The following is a 17,461-nucleotide window of genomic DNA, read 5'->3' as shown; positions in this document are numbered from 1 at the left end:
GAGGGCCATGTCATCCCCCGTCATCTCCTACCCGCCGGAGCTGCCCGTCAGCGCCGCCCGCGAGGAGATCGCCGACGCGATCCGCGACCACCAGGTCGTGATCGTCGCCGGCGCCACAGGCTCGGGCAAGACCACTCAGCTTCCCAAGATCGCCCTGGAGCTCGGCCGCACGAGGATCGCGCACACCCAGCCGCGCCGACTCGCCGCGCGTACGATCGCGGAACGCGTCGCCGAGGAGCTGCAGGTCGAGCTCGGCGGTCTCGTCGGGTACAAGGTCCGCTTCACGGACCAGGTGTCGGAGTCCACGCGGATCGCGCTGATGACGGACGGGATCCTGCTCAACGAGATCCATCGCGACCGGCTGCTCCGCCGCTACGACACGATCATCATCGACGAGGCGCACGAGCGCTCCCTCAACGTGGACTTCCTGCTGGGATATCTGACCCGGATCCTGCCGGAACGCCCCGATCTCAAGGTGATCATCACCTCGGCGACGATCGATCCGGAGAGCTTCGCGAGGCACTTCGCGGATGCCGAGGGGGCGCCGGCGCCCATCATCGAGGTCTCGGGACGGACCTATCCGGTCGAGATCCGCTACCGTCCGCTCGTCGAGCCCGCCGGTGACGAACGCCAGGACGCGCCGAGCACGTCGAGCCGTCCCGCCGCCGCGGAGCCGGGGGACGAGGTCTCGGCGATCGTCACCGCGCTGCGCGAGCTCGACCGGGAGGCGCCGGGCGACGTCCTGGTGTTCCTTCCCGGCGAAGCGGAGATCCGGGATGCCGCCGACGCCGTGCGCGGCGCATACGGCAAGGATCGCTCGCCGACGGAGGTGCTGCCCCTGTACGGCCGGCTGTCCGCCGCCGAGCAGCATCGCGTGTTCGAGCGGAGCACCGTCGCCGGCGTCCGCCGGCGCGTGATCCTCGCCACGAACGTCGCCGAGACGAGCCTCACGGTGCCGGGCATCAAGTACGTCATCGACGTCGGAACCGCGCGCATCTCGCGCTACAGCAATCGTTCCAAGGTCCAGCGGCTGCCGATCGAGCCCGTCTCGCAGGCATCGGCCGATCAGAGGTCGGGACGCGCGGGGCGCACCAGCGACGGCATCGCCGTCCGCCTGTACGGCGAGGACGATTTCGCCAGGCGGCCGGAGTTCACCGAGCCCGAGATCCTGCGCACGTCGCTGGCGTCCGTCGTGCTGCAGATGCTCTCGCTCGGCTTCGGCGACATCGCCGCCTTCCCGTTCCTCACCCCTCCGGACTCACGCGGCATCAAGGCGGCCTTCGATCTGCTCACCGAGCTCGGCGCGGTCTCGACCGATGGCGAGACACCACGCCTGACACGGATCGGACGAGAGATCTCCCGCATGCCGATCGACCCCCGGTTCGCCCGCATGCTCGTCGAGGCGTCCGGGACCGGCGTCACGAACGACGTGCTCGCGATCGTGGCCGGCCTGTCGATCCAGGACGTCCGGGAGCGCCCGTCTCAGGATGCCCCGCAGGGCATACGCGATGAGGCCGATCGCGCCCACGCCCGCTTCGCCGATCCGACGAGCGACTTCCTGTCGATCCTGAACCTCTGGAACCATCTGCGCGAACAGCAGCGCGAGCTGGGCTCGAGCGCCTTCCGACGGATGTGCCGCGCCGAGCACCTCAACTACGTACGCGTGCGGGAATGGTTCGACGTGCACCGGCAGCTCCGCTCGCTCGTCCCGGCCGAGCGCTCCTCCCCCCGCTCGTCGGGCGGCGCTTCCCCCCGCTCGTCGAGCGAGCAGCGGTCCTCCCGTTCGTCGAGCGAACAGCCCTCCCCCCGCTCGTCGAGCGAACAGCCCTCCCCCCGCTCGTCGGGCGGCGCTTCCCCCCGCTCGTCGAGCGAGCAGCCCTCCCCCCGCTCGTTGAGCGAGCGCAGCGAGTCGAAACGTCCCTCCGCCTCGAACCGCGTTCCGACTCGGTCGGCTCCGCCGTCCTCGCTCAACGAACGGGAAAGAGGCGCCCCCCAGTCCTCGCTCAACGAACGGGAAAGGGAGAACTCGCCGGAAGGGAAGGGGACGACGAACCCGGATGCCGTGCACCGCGCCCTCCTCTCCGGCCTGCTGTCCCAGATCGGCATCCTCGACGAGCGCACCGCACCCGCGAAGGGGACGAACAAGACGCCGCCGAAGGATGCGAGGCGGCGGGCGAGCGAGTACCGGGGCGCCCGGGGCATCCGCTTCTCGATCTTCCCCGGCTCGGCGCTGCGCAAGAAGGCCCCGCGGGCCGTGATGGCGGCGGAGATCGTCGAGACGTCGCGCACCTTCGCACGCACGGCCGCGTCGATCGATCCCGCGTGGGCGGAGTCGCTGGCGGGCGATCTCGCCAAGCGTCAGATCTCCGAGCCGCACTGGTCGAAGGACGCCGGCGCCGCCGTCGCCTACGAGAAGGTGCTGCTGTTCGGACTGGAGATCGTCCCACGCCGCAGGGTCCAGTTCGCGCGCATCGACCGGGCGGCGGCCCGTGAGCTGTTCGTGCGTCATGCGCTCGTCGAGGGGGAGTGGGATCCGAGCCGCCTCGACAAGAGGGTCGGCGGGTTCTGGCGCTCCAACGGCGAGCTCCGCAAGCGCCTGGAGCGGCTCGAGGAGCGCGAGCGTCGCCGCGACATCCTGGCCGGCGACGAGGCGGTGTTCCGCTTCTACGACGAGCGCATCCCCGCCGACGTCTTCGACGTCCGCTCTTTCGAGAGCTGGTGGCGGGATGCCCTCACGACGACGCCGAAGCTGCTCGTCATGCGCGAGGGCGATCTTCTCGACGACGACGCCCGAGGCGATCGGGACGAGTTCCCCACCCGCTGGACCCAGGGCGATCAGGTGCTCGGCCTCGCCTACCGTTTCGAGCCCGGCTCCCCGGACGACGGCGTCAGCGTGGTCGTGCCGCTCGCGCTCCTCGCCCAGATCGAGGACCGCGGCTTCGACTGGCAGGTGCCGGGAATGCGCGCCGAGCTCGTGACGGCCCTGCTGCGGGCGCTGCCGAAAGCCATCCGTCGGCACGTCGTCCCCGCGGCCGACTGGGCTTCGAGCTTCGGCGAGTCGCTCGCCGACGACGGGCCGGAGCGGCACGCCGGACTGCCCCGCAGCTCGCTGAAGGAGGCGCTCGCGAAGCTCGTCCAGCCGCTGGCCAATCAGCCGGTCTCGGCGTCCGACTTCGACGACGAGCGGGTGCCCGGCCACCTGCGGATGAACTTCCGCGCCGTCGACGAACGCGGGAGGGTGGCGGGCTCCGCCCGCGATCTCAGCGCCCTCCAGTCCGAGCTCTCCGATCGGGCGCGCGCCAGCGTCGCGCGGTCGATCGCGCGGACCGATCAGTCGCGGCGTCCGGACGCGGCCGTCGTCGCGGCGGCCGCGCGAGGGCCGCTCGAGCAAGCGGGGCTCACGAGCTGGACGTTCGGGGAACTCCCCGCGGTCCTCGACACGAGGGTCGCCGGCGGCGTCGTGCGCGGCTACCCCGCGATCATCGACGAGGGCAGGACCGTCTCGGTGCGGGTCGAGGCCACCGCCGAGTCCGCCGAGGCGGCGACCCGCGGCGGCATCCTGCGTCTCGTGCTGCTGAACGTGCCTTCGCCGGCCTCCTACGTCCAGGAGCACCTGACCAGCCAGGAGAAGCTCGCCTTGGCCGCCTCGCCGTATCAGAACGCCGCCGCGCTGATCGAGGACGCCAGGGCCGCCGTGGCCAGGGCGGTCATCGACGAGACCGTCCCCGGCGGGATCGTCCGCACCGAGGTCGCATTCGCGCGCGTCAGGGATGCCGTGAACGCCGCACTGGTCGACAGGCTGTTCGCGACGGTCTCGCTCATCGCCCGCACCCTGACGGCCTCCCGTGAGGTGGAGCGCGGCATCAAGGCGCAGAACTCGCTGGCCTTGCTCGGCCCCTTGAACGACATCCGCTCGCAGCTGTCCGGTCTGATCCGTCCCGGGTTCGTCTCGGCGGCCGGTGTCGACCGTCTCGCTCACTTCCCGCGGTACCTCGAGGGCATGCTCGACCGCCTGAAGACGCTGGCGAACGAGCCGGGCAAGGATCGCGCGCGCATGACAGAGTTCGAGCGGATGGCGAGGGCGTTCGAGGATGCCGGGGGCGCGATCCCCCTTCCGACGGATGCGCCGGGTGCGCTCGAAGAGGTGCGCTGGCTGCTCGAGGAGTATCGCATCAGCGTGTTCGCGCAGCGTCTCGGCACCGCGCAGCCGGTCTCGCCGCAGCGGATCCAGAAGGCCCTCTCCGGCCGCTGATCCGGCGGCCTCCCCGCTCGTCGAGCGAGCCGGAGACGAGTCGAAACGCCCTCGCTCGACGAGCAGGAAGAGCTACCGGGTAGCCTGGCGGCATGGCACGCGCGATCGTCTACACCGAGCTCGGCTCCCCCGGCGTCCTCCGTCTCGTGGACGTCCCCGACCCCGTCGCCGGTCCGGGCGAGGCGGTCGTGAGGATCGAGGCGGCCGGGGTCAATCCTCTCGACGCCAAGCTGCGGCGGGGCGCCCGCCCCGGCCCGCCCCTCACCTCGCCCCGTCATGTCGGATTCGACGGCGCGGGCGTCGTCCATGCGCTCGGCGAGGGCGTGACGGGTCTCGCCGTCGGCGACCGCGTCGCCGTCCGCGACACGGTCGGGACCTATGCCACCGACCTGGCCGTGCGAGTGGAGCGCCTCTCCCCCCTGCCCGACGCCGTCACCGCTGCGGAGGGCGCGAGTCTCGGCATCCCGATCGGAACCGCCTACCAGTGCCTGCGCTCACTCGGCGTCGGTCCTGACGACACCCTGCTCGTGCACGCCGGATCCGGTGCGGTGGGTCAGGCAGTGATCCAGTTCGCCGTCTCCTGGGGGACCACGGTCGTCGCCACGGGAAGCCCAGCACGGTTCGAACAGCTGCGCGAGCTCGGCGCGATCCCGGTGGCCTACGGCGACGGCCTGCTCGAGCGCGTCCGCGACGCCGCGCCGCAGGGAGTCACGGTCGCGCTCGACGGCATCGGCACCGACGAGGCGATCGAGGTCTCCAGGGACCTCGTCGCCGACCACGACCGCGTCGCGACGATCGTGCGGGGGCCGGACGCCGCAGCCCTCGGCATCCGCGCGTTCGGCGGAGGATCCCCCGAGCCGCTCACGGCGGAGGAACTGGCATGGCGCGCCGAGGCGGTGCCTCTCGCGATCGATCTCATCGCCGCCGGCTCCTTCCGGATCGAGTTCGGCCCTGAGCTCCCACTCGCCGAGGCTCCGCGCGCCCACGAGCTGATCGAGGCGCACGCGGCGCGGGGGAAGATCATCCTCGTCCCCTGAGCGCCCCCGAGACCGCAACACCACGCCGAGACCGCTGCGAACCGTAGCGGTCTCGGCGTGGTGTTGCGGTCTCGGGTCAGGCGACCTGCGTCTCGCGGGCCTCGTCGCGCAGCCTGGCGCCCTCGCGCAGCAGCGGGACGAGCTCCTCGCCCCACTGGATCACATCGCCCAGCGGGTCGAATCCGCGGATGAGGAAGCGCGTGACGCCCAGGTCGTAGTACTTCAGCAGCGCCTCGGCGACCTGCGCCGGCGTCCCCACCGGCGCCGTGGAGTTGCCCGCGGGACCGGTGAGCCGGGTGATGCCGGTCCACAGCCGCTCGTCGTGAACATCGCCGCGGCGCGCGATCTGCTGCAGCCGGTCGGCGGACACCGGCGCCTGCTCCGGCTGCGCGGACGAGGCGAACGACAGGGTGTTCCCCGACGAGCGCGCCGCGAGCAGGGCCTCCGTCTCGGCGTAGATCCGGTCGGCCTTCGCCCAGGCCTCCTCCTCCGTCGCGGCGACGATCGGACGCGTGGACAGGCTGAACTCGACGGTCCTGCCCTCCTTCGCGGCCGCCGCGCGGATCGTGCGGATGTGCTCGCCGACCTCCGCCAGCGGCTCACCGAAGAGCATGTAGACGTCGGCTCCGCGTGCACCGACCTCGACGGCGCCGTCCGAGAGCCCGCCGAAGAAGATCGGGATGCCGGCCTCCGTCGCCGGCTTCACCGCGGAGAAGGCGCCCTCGACCCGGTAGAAGTCGCCGGCGTAGTCGAACGGCGCATCCTCGCTGAGGGTCTTGCGCAGCACCTCGATGAACTCGCCGGTGCGCCGGTAGCGGTCGCTCTTCTCGCTGAAGTCGCCGTCGCGGTGCTGGTCCGCCTCACTCCCCCCGGTGATGTGGTGGATCGCGACGCGTCCTCCGCCGGTGAGATGGTCGAGCGTGGCGAGCTTGCGGGCAACGATCGTCGGCGCGACGAACCCCGGGCGGTGCGCGATGAGCACCTTGAGCCTCTCCGTCGCGTGCAGCGCGGCCGACGCCACGGCGAATCCGTCAGGGGAGCTCGCGCTGTAGCCGATCAGCACCCGGTCGAAGCCCGCGTCCTCGTGCGCGCGCGAGAAGTCGCGGACGTAGGCGGGATCGACGACCGGGCCTGTGACGGCCTTGTTCTCCGATCCGGCGGTCGTGGCGATCATTCCGAGCAGTTCGATGGGCATGTCAGCTCCTGGAGGCGGCGTGTGATGGTCGGTTGGGACGAGGGATGTCGAGCAGCGGCACGGAGTCGATGAGCAGACGGGTGTACGGATGCTCCGGTGCGGAGACGACGCGACGGGTCGGACCGTCCTCGACGATGCGTCCGCGGTCGAGGACGACGAGCCGATCGCTCATCGCCGCGAGCGAGCCGATGTCGTGCGAGATCACGAGCATGGCGAGATCGCTGCCGCGTCGATCGCGCAGGGCGATGAGCGCTTGGACGACACGGTCACGGCTGGCGGCGTCGAGGGCGCTGACCGGCTCGTCCAGCACGAGCAGGCGCGGTTCGACGACGAGGGCCCGTGCGATCGCCGCCCGCTGGCGCTGGCCGCCGGAGAGGCCGGCAGGGAGGCGCTGGATGAGCTCCTCATCCAGGCCGACGGCTTCCAGCGCGATCGCACGGCGCCGCGCGGCCTCCGCGGACGGGATGCGCGCGATGCGCAGTCCCTCCGTGATCGAGTCGGCGACGCGGATGCCCGGATCGAGCGAGCGCAGCGGATCCTGGAACACGTACTGGGCGACACCGGCACGACGCCAGGCGCGCAGCGATGCGCCGCGCAGGCGCGTCACGTCGCGCCCGTCCACGACGACCCTGCCTGCCGCCGCGTCCACGGCGCGCAGCACCGTGCGCGCGATCGTCGTCTTCCCGGAGCCGGACTCTCCGACCACGCCGACGACCTCGCCGGCACGCACGGTGAGGGAGACCCCGTCCAGGACGCGCACCCGGTCGTAGTCGACCGAGACGTCGTCGAGCTCCAGCGCCGCGCTCACAGGTACTTCTCCAGCCCGTAGGCGGCGTGCGCACTGAGCAGCTCGCGCGTGTACGGATGCCCCGGCGCCTTCAGAACCCTGGACGTCGCTCCCGCCTCGACGACGACGCCGTCGCGGAAGACCTGCACGCGCTCGCACACCTGCGCGACGACCGCGAGATCGTGCGAGACGAGGACGAGGGCGAGGTCGCGCTCGACGCGCAGCCGTCCGAGGAGCTCGAGCAGCTCGGCCTGCACGGTGACGTCGAGGGCGGTCGTCGCCTCGTCGGCGATGAGGACCGCGGGGTCGGCTGCCAGAGCCATGGCGATGAGGACGCGTTGGAGCATCCCGCCGGACAGTTCGGCCACGCGCTGGCGCAGCACAAGATCGACGCGGCGAATGCCCAGGCCGTCCAGCAGCTCCCTGGCCTGCCCGCGCGTCCTGCCGCGCGGGACTCCAGCCGTGACCCGCAGCGTCTCCTCCAGCTGCCTGCCCACCGGGCTCGCCGGGTTGAGGTACGAGGCGGGGTCCTGGAAGACGGCGCCGATGTGCGTCCCGCGCACGCGGCGCCACTGCTTCTCGGAGGCGTGCGTGAGGTCCTCCCCTGCCACCGAGACGGTTCCGGAGGACACCGCGAGCCCCGCGGGCAGGATCCCGAGCAGCGCACGGCAGGTGAGGGTCTTGCCGCTGCCGGACTCCCCCACGATCCCGAGCGCCTCGCCGGGACGGACGGACACGTTCACGCCGCGCACGAGCTCGGCGCCGTCTCTCGCGGTGACGACGAGATCCGAGACCTCTGCGACGGCGGGCCTGGCCAGCGACGCCTCGTCGAAAGAGGGCGTGAAGGCCTGCATCCCGGTGCGAGCGGAGGGCCCGGCGGCGGGCGGCGATGTCACGGATCCTCCGCCGGCCGCGGCGGACCGGGACGCGCGTTCCTGCGCGACGATGCGGGGATCAGACATGGGCCGCCTCCTTCCGCGGACGGGGCCTCGCGGCCACGGCGTCGGCGCCGAGGGCATCCCGCAACGCGTCCGAGAGCAGGTTCAGCGAGGCGACGGTGACGATGATGGCGAGAGCCGGAGCCAGCGGCCCCCAGGGGCGCTGGGCGAGATAGCCGAGATCGCTCGACAGCATCCCGCCCCAGGTCGGCGCGGGCGGCTGCACGCCGATGCCGAGGAACGTGAGCGAGGCGACGGCGAGGAGCGCGCCGCCGAGCGCCGAGATCGAGGCGACGACGAGGTTGGGCGCCACCTGTCGCCAGACGTGCGTCCGCAGCACCCACCACGCGGACCCGCCGAGGAAGCTGGACGCCTCGACGTACTGCGAGTCGCGGACCCGCAGCGTCGCCGCCCGCGCGATCCGGAAGAAGCCGGGGGCGACGAGGATGCCGATGGCGATGGTCGCCTGGAGCAGACCGTTGCCGAGCAGCGCCGCGAACACGATGGCGAAGAGGATGAACGGCAGGGCGAGCAGCGCATCGACGACCCGCAGGGCGAGCCACTCCCCGACTCGGGGGACGAACACGCTGAGCGCACCGGGGACGGCCCCGAGGACGAGACCGATGAGAGCCGCGGCGAAGGCGCTCACGAGCGACGCGGGAGCGCCGGCGAGCAGACGCGAGAGCACGTCCCTGCCGAGGTAGTCCGTGCCGAGGAGATGCGCTGCCGTGGGATCCTGCAGGGCGGCCGCCGTGTCCTGGACGAGTGGATCCTGCGGGGCGAGCACGGGACCGGCGACGGCCACGACGGCGACGCCCAGCACGACGAGGAGGGCGAGACGCACGGTCCAGCCGGCTTTCCACAGGCGGGCGAGGGCGTTCATGCGGCACTCCGCTTCGATCCGCCGGTGCGGGCGATGACGACGTTGAGCACCGCGCCGACGAGCACGACGATCGCGATCGTGACGAGCAGCACCCCCTGCACGACAGGCACGTCCCCCTGCAGCGCCGAGCGGTTCGCGAGCTGGCCGAGTCCCGGCATGCCGAAGATGACCTCGGTGATGACCGCGCCGCCGACGAGGCGCGGCGCGTGGATGCCCAGCGTCGAGAGCGCGGGGCCCAGGGCGTTGGGCAGCGCGTGCCCGAACAGGATGCGGGCGGGACCGAGGCCGTGGACGCGCGCACCGACGATGAAGTTCTCGTTCAGCGACCCCACCAGCGAGGTGCGCAGCTGGCGGGCGATGTCGGCTCCGGCGTCCAGGCTGAGCGCGAGGGACGGCAGCACGAGGCACATCAGCCAGCCCACGACGTCCTTCTCCGGCGGCACGTAGCCCGCCACGGGGAAAATCGGGATCGCGTAGGCGAGCAGCAGGATGAGCGCGATGGCCGCCACGAAGGCGGGGATGGTCGCTGCGGCCGTGCTCAGCAGGGTGACGACGCGGTCGACGATCCCGCCGCGGTTCGCCGCCGCGAGGATGCCGCCGACGAAGCCGGCGACCAGCGCGAACAGCGTCGCGCCGACCGCGATCGACAGGCTCACCGGGAACGCCTGCGCGATCGAGTCGGCGACGGGGATGTTCGTGAACCAGGAGGTTCCGAGATCCCCCGTGAGCGCGCCGCCGATCCAGTCCGCGTAGCGCACCAGGAACGGGCGGTCCAGACCGAACACGGCGTTCAGCCGGTCGATGTCCTCCTGGGTCGCGACCTCGCCGAGGGCGACCGCGGCGGGATTCGAGCCGCTCGCCGCTCCCAGCGCGAAGGTCGCGAAGGTGGCGAGGACGAAGACGACCGCCGCGGTGGCGAGGGTCGACAGCACCGTGCGCACGACGGGCAGCACCCGGCGCACGGGGGGCGCATCCTCGATCTCGCGCGCGAGATGCGCCTCGACGGTCGTCGTCATCGGCGGATCAGCCCTCGACCTTGACGTCCTCCCAGCGCTGGACGTCGAGCCAGTGCTGGATGCCGGTCACGGCGGAGTCGTGGATGAGGATGCGCGGCCAGCTGAACAGGAAGGTGTTCGCCTGCAGCTCGACGCCGAGCCTCACGGCCTCCTGCACCTTGGCGGGATAGTCGGCCGCATCCGTCGGCGTCGCACGGGCGGCGTTGATCGCGTCGGTGAGCTCCTGCGGGGTCTGCTTGCCGAGGTTCATCAGCCCCTCCGGGCCGTACAGCACCTCGAGGCCCTGCAGCGGCGACTGGCGCCCGGAGTAGCTGTCCAGCACGAAGGGGAACGTGCGCTGCACGTAGTTCTGCGCGATCGCGGTCGCCGGCTGCACGTTCAGGGTGATCCGGATGCCGGCCTCCGCCCACTGCGCCTGCAGCACCTCGGCGAGCGCGGTGTCGGCCTCGCCGAGCGTGAGCGTGACGTCGATCCCGTCCGGGTATCCGGCCTCGGCGAGCAGCGCCTCGGCGGCATCCACGTCGTAGGGGTAGAGATCGTCCAGCTCGTCGTTGTGGGCGTAGTACCCCTCGGGGAACGGCTGCCAGTTGGGCGTCCCCTGCCCGAAGTAGGCGGCGTCGATGAGCGCCTGACGGTCGGTGGCGTGGCTGATCGCCTGCAGCACCCGCTGGTCGTCGAAGGGAGCCACCGTGCTGTTGACGTCGAGCGCGCGCACCGTGAGCGCGTTGATCGTCTCGACCTCGAGCGAAGCGGCATCGGCGGCCTGCACCTGAGAGGGCGGCACGATCGCGACGTCCCACTGGCCGGAGGTGACGCCGGCGACCACCGTGGCGTCGTCCGTGACGGGGACGATGGAGAAGTCGTCGATGAAGATGTGGTCCGCGTTCCAGTACTCGTCGTTCTTGACGAGATCTGCACGCCCGTTCGGGACGTACTCGGTCAGCTCGAAAGGTCCAGCCCCCTCGGGCTGGGTCGCGAGGGCGTCGACGTCGTCGAAGGCGGCGGGGTTGACGATGAAGCCGGTCTTGCCCGCGAACAGCGACGGCACCTGGTAGTCGGGCTGGTCCAGGTGCACGGTGACGGTGTGCTCATCCGGCGTGTCGACCCCGGTGATGATGTTCAGCTGGCCGGCGAGCGTGGAGTTCTCCTGGTCGCGGCCGCGCTCGAGGTTCTGCTTCACGGCGTCGGCCGTGACCGGGGCGCCGTCGCTGAAGGCGGCGTCCTCGCGCAGGTGGAAGGTGATCTGCGTGCCGTCCTCGTTGTACTCCCACGTCTCGGCGAGACCGGGGACGACCTCGGCGTCCGCGTCGAGCTGCGTCAGGCCGTCGTACACGAGCGCCAGCGCGTGCGTGTCCCACCCGGCGGTGGAGGTGACCGGATCCCAGCTGGTGGGCAGGCTCCAGCCCCAGGTGAGAGACGTCTCGGAATCGGCGGATCCCGCGGTCGGCTGCGACGAAGCGCAGCCGGTGACGGCCAGGGCTGCGGCGGCGAGGGCTGCTATCGGGAGCAGTCGGGGGCGTGAGGTCATGGAAGCGAAGGTAGGAGGTCGCGTGCGCGCGCGACAAACATGTCGAAGCGGGAGGACACAGACTGCAACAGTTCGACACATCGCGTCCGCAGGACGGAGCCCGGCGGGAATGATGGACGCATGACCACCTCTGCAGAGCCCCGCGCGATCTGGACCCCCGCCGCACGCGTACGCGGCACCCTCGCGGTCGTGACCGGCCGGGGCGAGCTCGCCCCGGTGTACGAGCGGTTCGGACGCCGCCTGAGCGCCGACGGGTACACCGTCGCGGTGTTCGAGGACGGCGCGGATGCCGCGGCGAGCTGGCTCGTCGGCGCCGAGGACGCCCCGAGGGTGCTCGTCGGCTCCGACTCGGGCGCCGCCGGCGTGCTGCGCGTGCTCGCGCAGGGGGCGGCGGTGGATGCCGCGATCGTGGCCGGCGTCCCCGTCGACGGCTCGGCGGGACAGCCGGCGGACGCCCAGCGCACGGCATGCCCGCTGCACCTCGGCGTGCTCGGCAGGGCCGAGGCGCGCACCGACGCGATCGTCGCCGAGGAGCTCCCCTCGGCGGAGTGGCTCGCGGCGATCTCCGTGCCCGTGTTCGCCGTGCACGGCGGTGCGGACGAGGTCTCGCCGTTCGATCGGGCAGCGGATGCCCTTTCCGCGATCGGCGGCCTGGAGCTGCTGGAGACCGTCGACGGCCTTCACGACGCGCTGAACGATCAGCAGCATCGCAGCGTCGCGGCGTCCCTCGTGCAGTGGCTGGAGCGCCTGCGCACCGGCGAGGTCCACGCCCCGATCGTGCGGACCGCGCGGCGCGCCGAAGCGGCGATCGGCTCATGACCGAGTTCTCCACCCGCCAGATCCAGGCGGGGTACATCCCCGGCACTCCGCAGAACAGCGCGGTGCCGCCGATCTACCAGACCGCGGCCTACGAGTTCGCCTCGCTGGCGGACGCCGCGGACATCTTCGCGCTGCGCAAGCCGGGAAACCTGTACAGCCGCAACGCCAGCCCGACGCAGCTCGTGCTCGAGGAGCGCGTGACCGCGCTCGAGGGCGGCGCCTCGGCGGTCGCCGTCGCCTCCGGGCAGGCGGCGGTCGCGGTGACGCTCCTGGCCCTCGTCGGCCGCGGCGGGCACATCGTCGCCGCGGACCAGCTCTACGGCGGCACCGTCGATCTGCTGCAGGACACCTTCGACGACTTCGGCATCGCCGTGACCTTCGTCGACCAGGACGACCCGGAGGCGTGGCGCGCGGCCGTGCGGCCCGAGACGCGCGCGGTGTTCGCCGAATCCGTCGCGAACCCGATCGCGCAGGTGCTCGACATCCGGCTGCTGGCGGACATCGCGCACGACGCGGGCGTCCCGCTCGTCATCGACAACACCGTCGGCACGCCCCACCTCGTACGTCCCGGAGAGCACGGGGCGGACTTCGTCGTGCACTCCGCGACCAAGTTCCTCTCCGGCCACGGCACCTCGCTCGGCGGTGTGGTCGTCGACCAGGGCACCTTCGACTTCGGCGCCGAACCTGGGCGCTGGCCGCAGTTCACCGGTCCTTATCCGCGCTTCGGCGAGCTCGTGCTGTGGGAGCGGTTCGGTCAGGGCTTCGCCTTCGGTGCGCTCGTGAAGTCCAAGTACGTGCACGACCTCGGGCCCTCGCTGTCGCCGTTCAACGCCTGGCAGATCCTGCAGGGCATCGAGACGCTCGATCTGCGCGTCTCCCGCCAGTCCGCGACGGCCCTGGCGGTCGCACAGTTCCTCGCGCAGCATCCGAAGGTCGCCGCCGTCCACCATCCCGGCCTCGAGGGCAACCGCTGGCACGCCCTCGCCGAGCGCTATCTGCCGCGCGGCGTGCCCTCGGTATTCTCCTTCGACCTCGCCGGCCCGGAGGACGCAGGCACCCAGGAGCGGGTCGCGCGCGTCATCGACGGCCTCGAGGTGATCCGCCTGGTGGCGAACATCGGCGACGCCCGCAGCCTCGTCGCCCACCCGGCCTCCATGACGCACTCGCACCTGACCGCCGCGCAACGTGCAGCCGCGGGGATCTCGCTGAACACCATCCGCCTCTCCGCCGGCCTCGAAGACCCCGCGGACATCATCGCCGACCTCGACCGCGCCCTCGCGCACGCCTGACGGGAGAATCATGGGCATCAACCTCGGATACTGGACCCCGGTCTACGGCGGCTTCCTGCGCAACGTCACCGACGAGGGCCGGATGGCGGCGACGTGGGAGTACATCCGCGAGGTGTCCGTGAAGGCCGATCGGCTCGGCTTCCACACGACGCTCGTGCCCGAGCTGTACCTCAACGACCGCAAGGGCACGGAGGCGCCGAGCCTGGAGGCGTGGTCGCTGTCCGCCGCCATCCTCGCCGTCACCGAGCAGCTGCGCGTCATGACGGCCGTGCGTCCGGGCTTCCACCTGCCGGCCGTCCTCGCGAAGACCGTCGGCACTCTCGACAGCGTCGCGCCGGGCCGCGTGGCCCTCAACGTCGTCGCGGCCTGGTGGGCCGAGGAGGCGCGCCAGTTCGGCGGGGCCTTCACCACGCACGACGAGCGCTACGTGCAGGCGAAGGAGTTCGTCGATGTGCTGAACGGTCTGTGGGCCGAGACGCCGTTCTCGTTCGCGGGGAAGCACTACGAGCTGGACGGCACGATCGTCGAGCCCAAGCCGAGCGCCCACCCCGTGATCTTCGCCGGCGGCGAGAGCGATGCGGGCCGCGAGGCGATCGCGGACTTCGCGGACGCCTACGTCATGCACGGCGGGACGCTCGACGAGGTCCGCAGCAACGTGGCCGACATGAACGCCCGCTCCGAGCGGCTGCACGGCCGACCGGTGGCGGAGTTCGGGATGCCCGCGTACGTCATCGTCCGCGACACCGAGGCCGAGGCGCAGAAGGAGCTCGAGCGGATCACGACGGTCGATGAGAACTCCCCCGGCTATGCCTCCTTCGAGCAGTTCCTGGCCAACTCGAACCTCTCGCTGGAGATCTCCAAGCGGGAGTACTCGGTGGGCACGCGCGGGCTCCGCCCGAACCTCGTCGGCACGCCGGAGCAGGTGGCCGAGCGGATCAACGCCTACGGCGAGGCGGGCATCACGCTGCTGCTGATCCAGTCGTCCCCGCTGGACGAGGAGCTCGAGCGGATCGCCGAGCAGGTGTTCCCCCTCGTGCCGCAGGAGAACCTGATCTCCGTACGCTGATCCCGAAACCCGCCCGGCGGGTCGCGGGGCGCATCGGCCCGCTACGCTGAGAGCATGACTGGTCTTCGCTGGGGAATCCTCGCCACCGGCGGCATCGCCGCCTCGTTCGCCTCCGATCTGCGCACCGCCGGGCTCGATCTCGTCGCGGTCGGCTCTCGCTCCCAGGAGTCGGCCGACGCCTTCGCAGAGCGGTTCGCGATCCCCCACGCGCACAGCTCGTACGAGGGCCTCGTCTCCGATCCGGAGGTCGACATCATCTACGTCTCGACCCCGCACCCCCTGCACCACGAAGGCGCCCGGCTGGCGCTCGAGCACGGCAAGCACGTCCTCGTCGAGAAGCCGTTCACGCTGAACCGCGCCGAGGCCGAGGACCTGCGCGCACTCGCCGCGGAGAAGGACCTCCTCGTCATGGAGGCCATGTGGACGAGGTATCTGCCGCACATGGTCCGCATCCGCGAGCTCATCGCCGAGGGAGCGCTCGGCGAGATCCGGGCCGTGACGGCCGATCACACCCAGCTGATCTCCTCCGACCCCGGGCACCGCCTGAACGCGCTCGAGCTCGGCGGCGGCGCGCTTCTCGATCTCGGCATCTATCCGATCTCCTTCATCTGGGACGTGCTCGGGGCGCCGGAGACGATCAAGGCCGTCGCCCGGCTCGGTGAGACCGGCGCCGATGCCGAGGTCGCCACCGTCATGACCCACGCCGGCGGCGCGGTGTCGACGAGCGTGTCGTCCTCGCGGGCGGCGGGGCCGGACACCGCGGCGGTCATCGGCACCGAGGCGCGCATCGAGATCGACCGGGTCTGGTACATGCCGACCTCCTTCCGCCTCGTCGGCCCCGACGGCACGGTGCGCGAGAGCTACGCCTCCGAGGTCGAGGGCCGTGGCATGCAGCACCAGGCGTTCGCCGCCGAGCGGTTCGTCGCGGAGAGGCTGCTGACCGGCGACGTCCTGACGATCGACGAGACGGTGGCGATCATGGGCACGCTGGACGAGATCCGCGCGCAGATCGGCGTGCGCTATCCCGGCGAGGAGCCCGCGAATGGCTGAGGCGCAGGACAGTCGCGTCGCCGTCTACCTGGACTTCGACAACATCGTCATCTCCTGGTACGACCGCGTGCACGGGCGCAACGCCTACGGCAAGGACCGACAGCGGATCACCGAGAACCCGAACGACCCGGAGGTCGCAGAGCGGCTCAAGAGCGCGATGATCGAGGTCGGGGCGATCATCGACTACGCGGCGTCCTTCGGCACGCTGGTCCTCACCCGGGCCTACGCCGACTGGTCCTCCCCTGTCAACGCCGAGTACCGTTCGCAGCTCGTCGCGCGAGCCGTCGACCTCGTCCAGCTCTTCCCCGCGGCCGCCTACGCCAAGAACGGCGCGGACATCCGTCTCGCCGTCGACGCCGTGGAGGACATGTTCCGTCTGCCCGACCTCACGCACGTGGTGATCGTCGCGGGCGACAGCGACTACGTCCCCCTCGCCCAGCGCTGCAAGCGCCTGGGCCGGTACGTGATCGGGGTCGGCGTGTCCGGCTCGACCGCGAAGTCGCTGGCGGCCGCCTGCGACGAGTTCGAGTCGTACGACTCGCTGCCCGGCGTGGTCCGGCCCGCGCCCAAGGCGCAGCCGGTCGCCGCCGCGCCGGAGCCCGTGGCGGAGACGGCGATCGCCGGTTCGCCGGCGAAGACGAAGGCCGCTCCGAAGACGCGTGCCCGCAAGCCGGTCAAGGCGGCGGAGCCCGAGACGCCGACCGTCGACGAGCAGACGGAGGCGACGAAGCTCCTCGAGCGAGCCCTGCGCCTCGGCCACGACAAGGCGGATGCCGATGAATGGCTGCACAGCTCCGCGGTGAAGACGCACATGCGCCGGATGGACCCCTCGTTCAGCGAGAAGGCGCTCGGCTATCGATCGTTCTCCGACTTCCTCAAGTCCCGTGAGGAGATCACCGAGCTCGAGGAGACGGGCCACGAGCGTCTCGTACGTCTCCGCGAGCGCTGAATACTTCCGCACGGAGGTTTTCTTCCGGTAGGCTTCCGGCATGACGGAAGAGGGCCGGACCGAGCGTCCGCGCGGCGTCTACGCCAAGGGGATCGCACGTCGGCAGGAGATCCTCGACCGCGCGATCGAGGTGTTCGCGGCCCGGGGCTCCGATCGGACGAGCCTCCGGGCGATCGCGAAGGAGGTCGGAGTCACGCACGCCGCGCTCACCCACTACTTCGGCTCGCTGGAAGAGCTCCTCATCGCCGTCTATCAGGAGAGCAACGCACCGGGGCATCGACATGAGGACGTCAGGGACGATGCCACGCCCGTGGAGCGGATGATCGCCTCCGCGCGCACGAACCGCACGGTGCCGGGACTCGTCCAGCTGTACTCGACGCTCGTGGCATCCGCTCTCGAGGAGGGGCACCCCGCGGCACGCGAGTTCGCGACCGCGCGCTTCGCGCGACTCCGCAGGGACATGGCTGCTGCCGTCGCGCAGCAGCAGGAGGACGGCCGGATCCGGTCGGACGCGGATCCCGTCGCCGTCGCCGCCCTCGTCGTCGCCGCGTCCGACGGCCTGCAGACACAGTGGCTGCTGGACGAGTCCGCCCCGCAGCACGACGCCCTCGAGCTCCTCGAGCAGCTGCTGCGCCCGAGCGCCGGCTGACCG

At 71.5% G+C, this 17,461-nt stretch carries 14 protein-coding genes; 8 read left to right on the top strand and 6 right to left on the bottom strand.

All coding sequences use genetic code 11. The features are described from left to right. Positions 1 to 7 precede the first annotated feature (7 nt). Both hrpA and ACYVGQ_RS14090 read left to right on the top strand, forming a co-directional pair. On the top strand, positions 8 to 4,252 hold the full coding sequence (gene hrpA / locus ACYVGQ_RS14095) for an ATP-dependent RNA helicase HrpA (RefSeq protein ID WP_460785280.1): 4,245 nt from the start codon (positions 8 to 10) through the stop codon (positions 4,250 to 4,252). Positions 4,253 to 4,344: 92 nt separating this feature from the next. Further along, a complete protein-coding gene (locus ACYVGQ_RS14090; RefSeq protein ID WP_460785278.1) occupies positions 4,345 to 5,289 on the top strand; it encodes a quinone oxidoreductase family protein in 945 nt (314 codons plus the stop codon). A gap of 76 nt (positions 5,290 to 5,365) precedes the next feature. Here the strand turns inward: ACYVGQ_RS14090 and ACYVGQ_RS14085 are convergent, their stop codons facing one another. Genes ACYVGQ_RS14085 through ACYVGQ_RS14060 form a run of 6 tightly spaced genes read right to left on the bottom strand, consistent with a single transcriptional unit; the run spans position 5,366 to position 11,636 of the window. Continuing rightward, on the bottom strand, positions 5,366 to 6,484 hold the full coding sequence (locus ACYVGQ_RS14085; protein WP_460785277.1) for an LLM class flavin-dependent oxidoreductase: 1,119 nt from the start codon (positions 6,482 to 6,484) through the stop codon (positions 5,366 to 5,368). Between the two features lies 1 nt (position 6,485). Next, the gene (locus tag ACYVGQ_RS14080; RefSeq protein WP_460785276.1) at positions 6,486 to 7,292 is read right to left on the bottom strand and encodes an ABC transporter ATP-binding protein; all 807 of its coding nucleotides are present in this window, start codon (positions 7,290 to 7,292) and stop codon (positions 6,486 to 6,488) included. Continuing rightward, positions 7,289 to 8,233, bottom strand: coding sequence for an ABC transporter ATP-binding protein (locus ACYVGQ_RS14075; protein ID WP_460785274.1), 945 nt, complete (start codon positions 8,231 to 8,233; stop codon positions 7,289 to 7,291). The genes ACYVGQ_RS14080 and ACYVGQ_RS14075 overlap by 4 nt, the downstream gene beginning before the upstream one ends. Beyond that, entirely contained in the window at positions 8,226 to 9,092 is an 867-nt protein-coding gene (locus tag ACYVGQ_RS14070; RefSeq protein WP_460785273.1) for an ABC transporter permease, read from the bottom strand. The genes ACYVGQ_RS14075 and ACYVGQ_RS14070 overlap by 8 nt, the downstream gene beginning before the upstream one ends. Beyond that, the gene (locus ACYVGQ_RS14065) at positions 9,089 to 10,108 is read right to left on the bottom strand and encodes an ABC transporter permease (RefSeq protein WP_460785272.1); all 1,020 of its coding nucleotides are present in this window, start codon (positions 10,106 to 10,108) and stop codon (positions 9,089 to 9,091) included. The genes ACYVGQ_RS14070 and ACYVGQ_RS14065 overlap by 4 nt, the downstream gene beginning before the upstream one ends. A gap of 7 nt (positions 10,109 to 10,115) precedes the next feature. After that, entirely contained in the window at positions 10,116 to 11,636 is a 1,521-nt protein-coding gene (locus ACYVGQ_RS14060; RefSeq protein WP_460785271.1) for an ABC transporter substrate-binding protein, read from the bottom strand. A 120-nt stretch (positions 11,637 to 11,756) separates the two neighbouring features. On the opposite strand from ACYVGQ_RS14060, the gene ACYVGQ_RS14055 reads away from it, so the two are divergent. From ACYVGQ_RS14055 to ACYVGQ_RS14030, 6 genes are read left to right on the top strand one after another with little or no spacing between them, the layout of a single operon-like run. Further along, entirely contained in the window at positions 11,757 to 12,455 is a 699-nt protein-coding gene (locus ACYVGQ_RS14055; protein WP_460785270.1) for an alpha/beta hydrolase, read from the top strand. Further along, on the top strand, positions 12,452 to 13,744 hold the full coding sequence (locus tag ACYVGQ_RS14050) for an O-acetylhomoserine aminocarboxypropyltransferase/cysteine synthase family protein (RefSeq protein WP_460785269.1): 1,293 nt from the start codon (positions 12,452 to 12,454) through the stop codon (positions 13,742 to 13,744). Before ACYVGQ_RS14055 ends, ACYVGQ_RS14050 begins: the two co-directional genes overlap by 4 nt. Positions 13,745 to 13,754: 10 nt before the next feature. Then, positions 13,755 to 14,810 (top strand): LLM class flavin-dependent oxidoreductase, encoded by a 1,056-nt coding sequence (locus ACYVGQ_RS14045; RefSeq protein ID WP_460785268.1) that lies wholly within the window; start codon positions 13,755 to 13,757, stop codon positions 14,808 to 14,810. A 54-nt stretch (positions 14,811 to 14,864) separates the two neighbouring features. Next, positions 14,865 to 15,860, top strand: a complete 996-nt coding sequence (locus ACYVGQ_RS14040; RefSeq protein WP_460785267.1) for a Gfo/Idh/MocA family protein — start codon at positions 14,865 to 14,867, stop codon at positions 15,858 to 15,860. Next, complete coding sequence (locus tag ACYVGQ_RS14035) at positions 15,853 to 16,809, top strand: NYN domain-containing protein (RefSeq protein ID WP_460785266.1); 957 nt, start codon at positions 15,853 to 15,855, stop codon at positions 16,807 to 16,809. The genes ACYVGQ_RS14040 and ACYVGQ_RS14035 overlap by 8 nt, the downstream gene beginning before the upstream one ends. Positions 16,810 to 16,849: 40 nt before the next feature. Then, a complete protein-coding gene (locus tag ACYVGQ_RS14030; RefSeq protein ID WP_460785265.1) occupies positions 16,850 to 17,458 on the top strand; it encodes a TetR/AcrR family transcriptional regulator in 609 nt (202 codons plus the stop codon). Positions 17,459 to 17,461: the final 3 nt, after the last annotated feature.

This window comes from Microbacterium tumbae, assembly GCF_054780175.1.
The sequence above is the reverse complement of the archived record's forward strand: the minus strand, read 5'-3'. Positions and strand labels throughout refer to the sequence as shown.

Bases quoted from the DNA above. Each gene is read 5' to 3' on its own strand.
- ACYVGQ_RS14085 (WP_460785277.1), bottom strand. From the start codon at position 6,484: ATGCCCATCGAACTGCTCGGAATGATCGCCACGACCGCCGGATCGGAG.
- ACYVGQ_RS14075 (WP_460785274.1), bottom strand. From the start codon at position 8,233: ATGTCTGATCCCCGCATCGTCGCGCAGGAACGCGCGTCCCGGTCCGCC.
- ACYVGQ_RS14050 (WP_460785269.1), top strand. From the start codon at position 12,452: ATGACCGAGTTCTCCACCCGCCAGATCCAGGCGGGGTACATCCCCGGC.
- ACYVGQ_RS14045 (WP_460785268.1), top strand. From the start codon at position 13,755: ATGGGCATCAACCTCGGATACTGGACCCCGGTCTACGGCGGCTTCCTG.
- ACYVGQ_RS14065 (WP_460785272.1), bottom strand. From the start codon at position 10,108: ATGACGACGACCGTCGAGGCGCATCTCGCGCGCGAGATCGAGGATGCG.
- ACYVGQ_RS14055 (WP_460785270.1), top strand. From the start codon at position 11,757: ATGACCACCTCTGCAGAGCCCCGCGCGATCTGGACCCCCGCCGCACGC.
- ACYVGQ_RS14035 (WP_460785266.1), top strand. From the start codon at position 15,853: ATGGCTGAGGCGCAGGACAGTCGCGTCGCCGTCTACCTGGACTTCGAC.
- hrpA (WP_460785280.1), top strand. From the start codon at position 8: ATGTCATCCCCCGTCATCTCCTACCCGCCGGAGCTGCCCGTCAGCGCC.
- ACYVGQ_RS14090 (WP_460785278.1), top strand. From the start codon at position 4,345: ATGGCACGCGCGATCGTCTACACCGAGCTCGGCTCCCCCGGCGTCCTC.
- ACYVGQ_RS14040 (WP_460785267.1), top strand. From the start codon at position 14,865: ATGACTGGTCTTCGCTGGGGAATCCTCGCCACCGGCGGCATCGCCGCC.
- ACYVGQ_RS14070 (WP_460785273.1), bottom strand. From the start codon at position 9,092: ATGAACGCCCTCGCCCGCCTGTGGAAAGCCGGCTGGACCGTGCGTCTC.
- ACYVGQ_RS14030 (WP_460785265.1), top strand. From the start codon at position 16,850: ATGACGGAAGAGGGCCGGACCGAGCGTCCGCGCGGCGTCTACGCCAAG.
- ACYVGQ_RS14060 (WP_460785271.1), bottom strand. From the start codon at position 11,636: ATGACCTCACGCCCCCGACTGCTCCCGATAGCAGCCCTCGCCGCCGCA.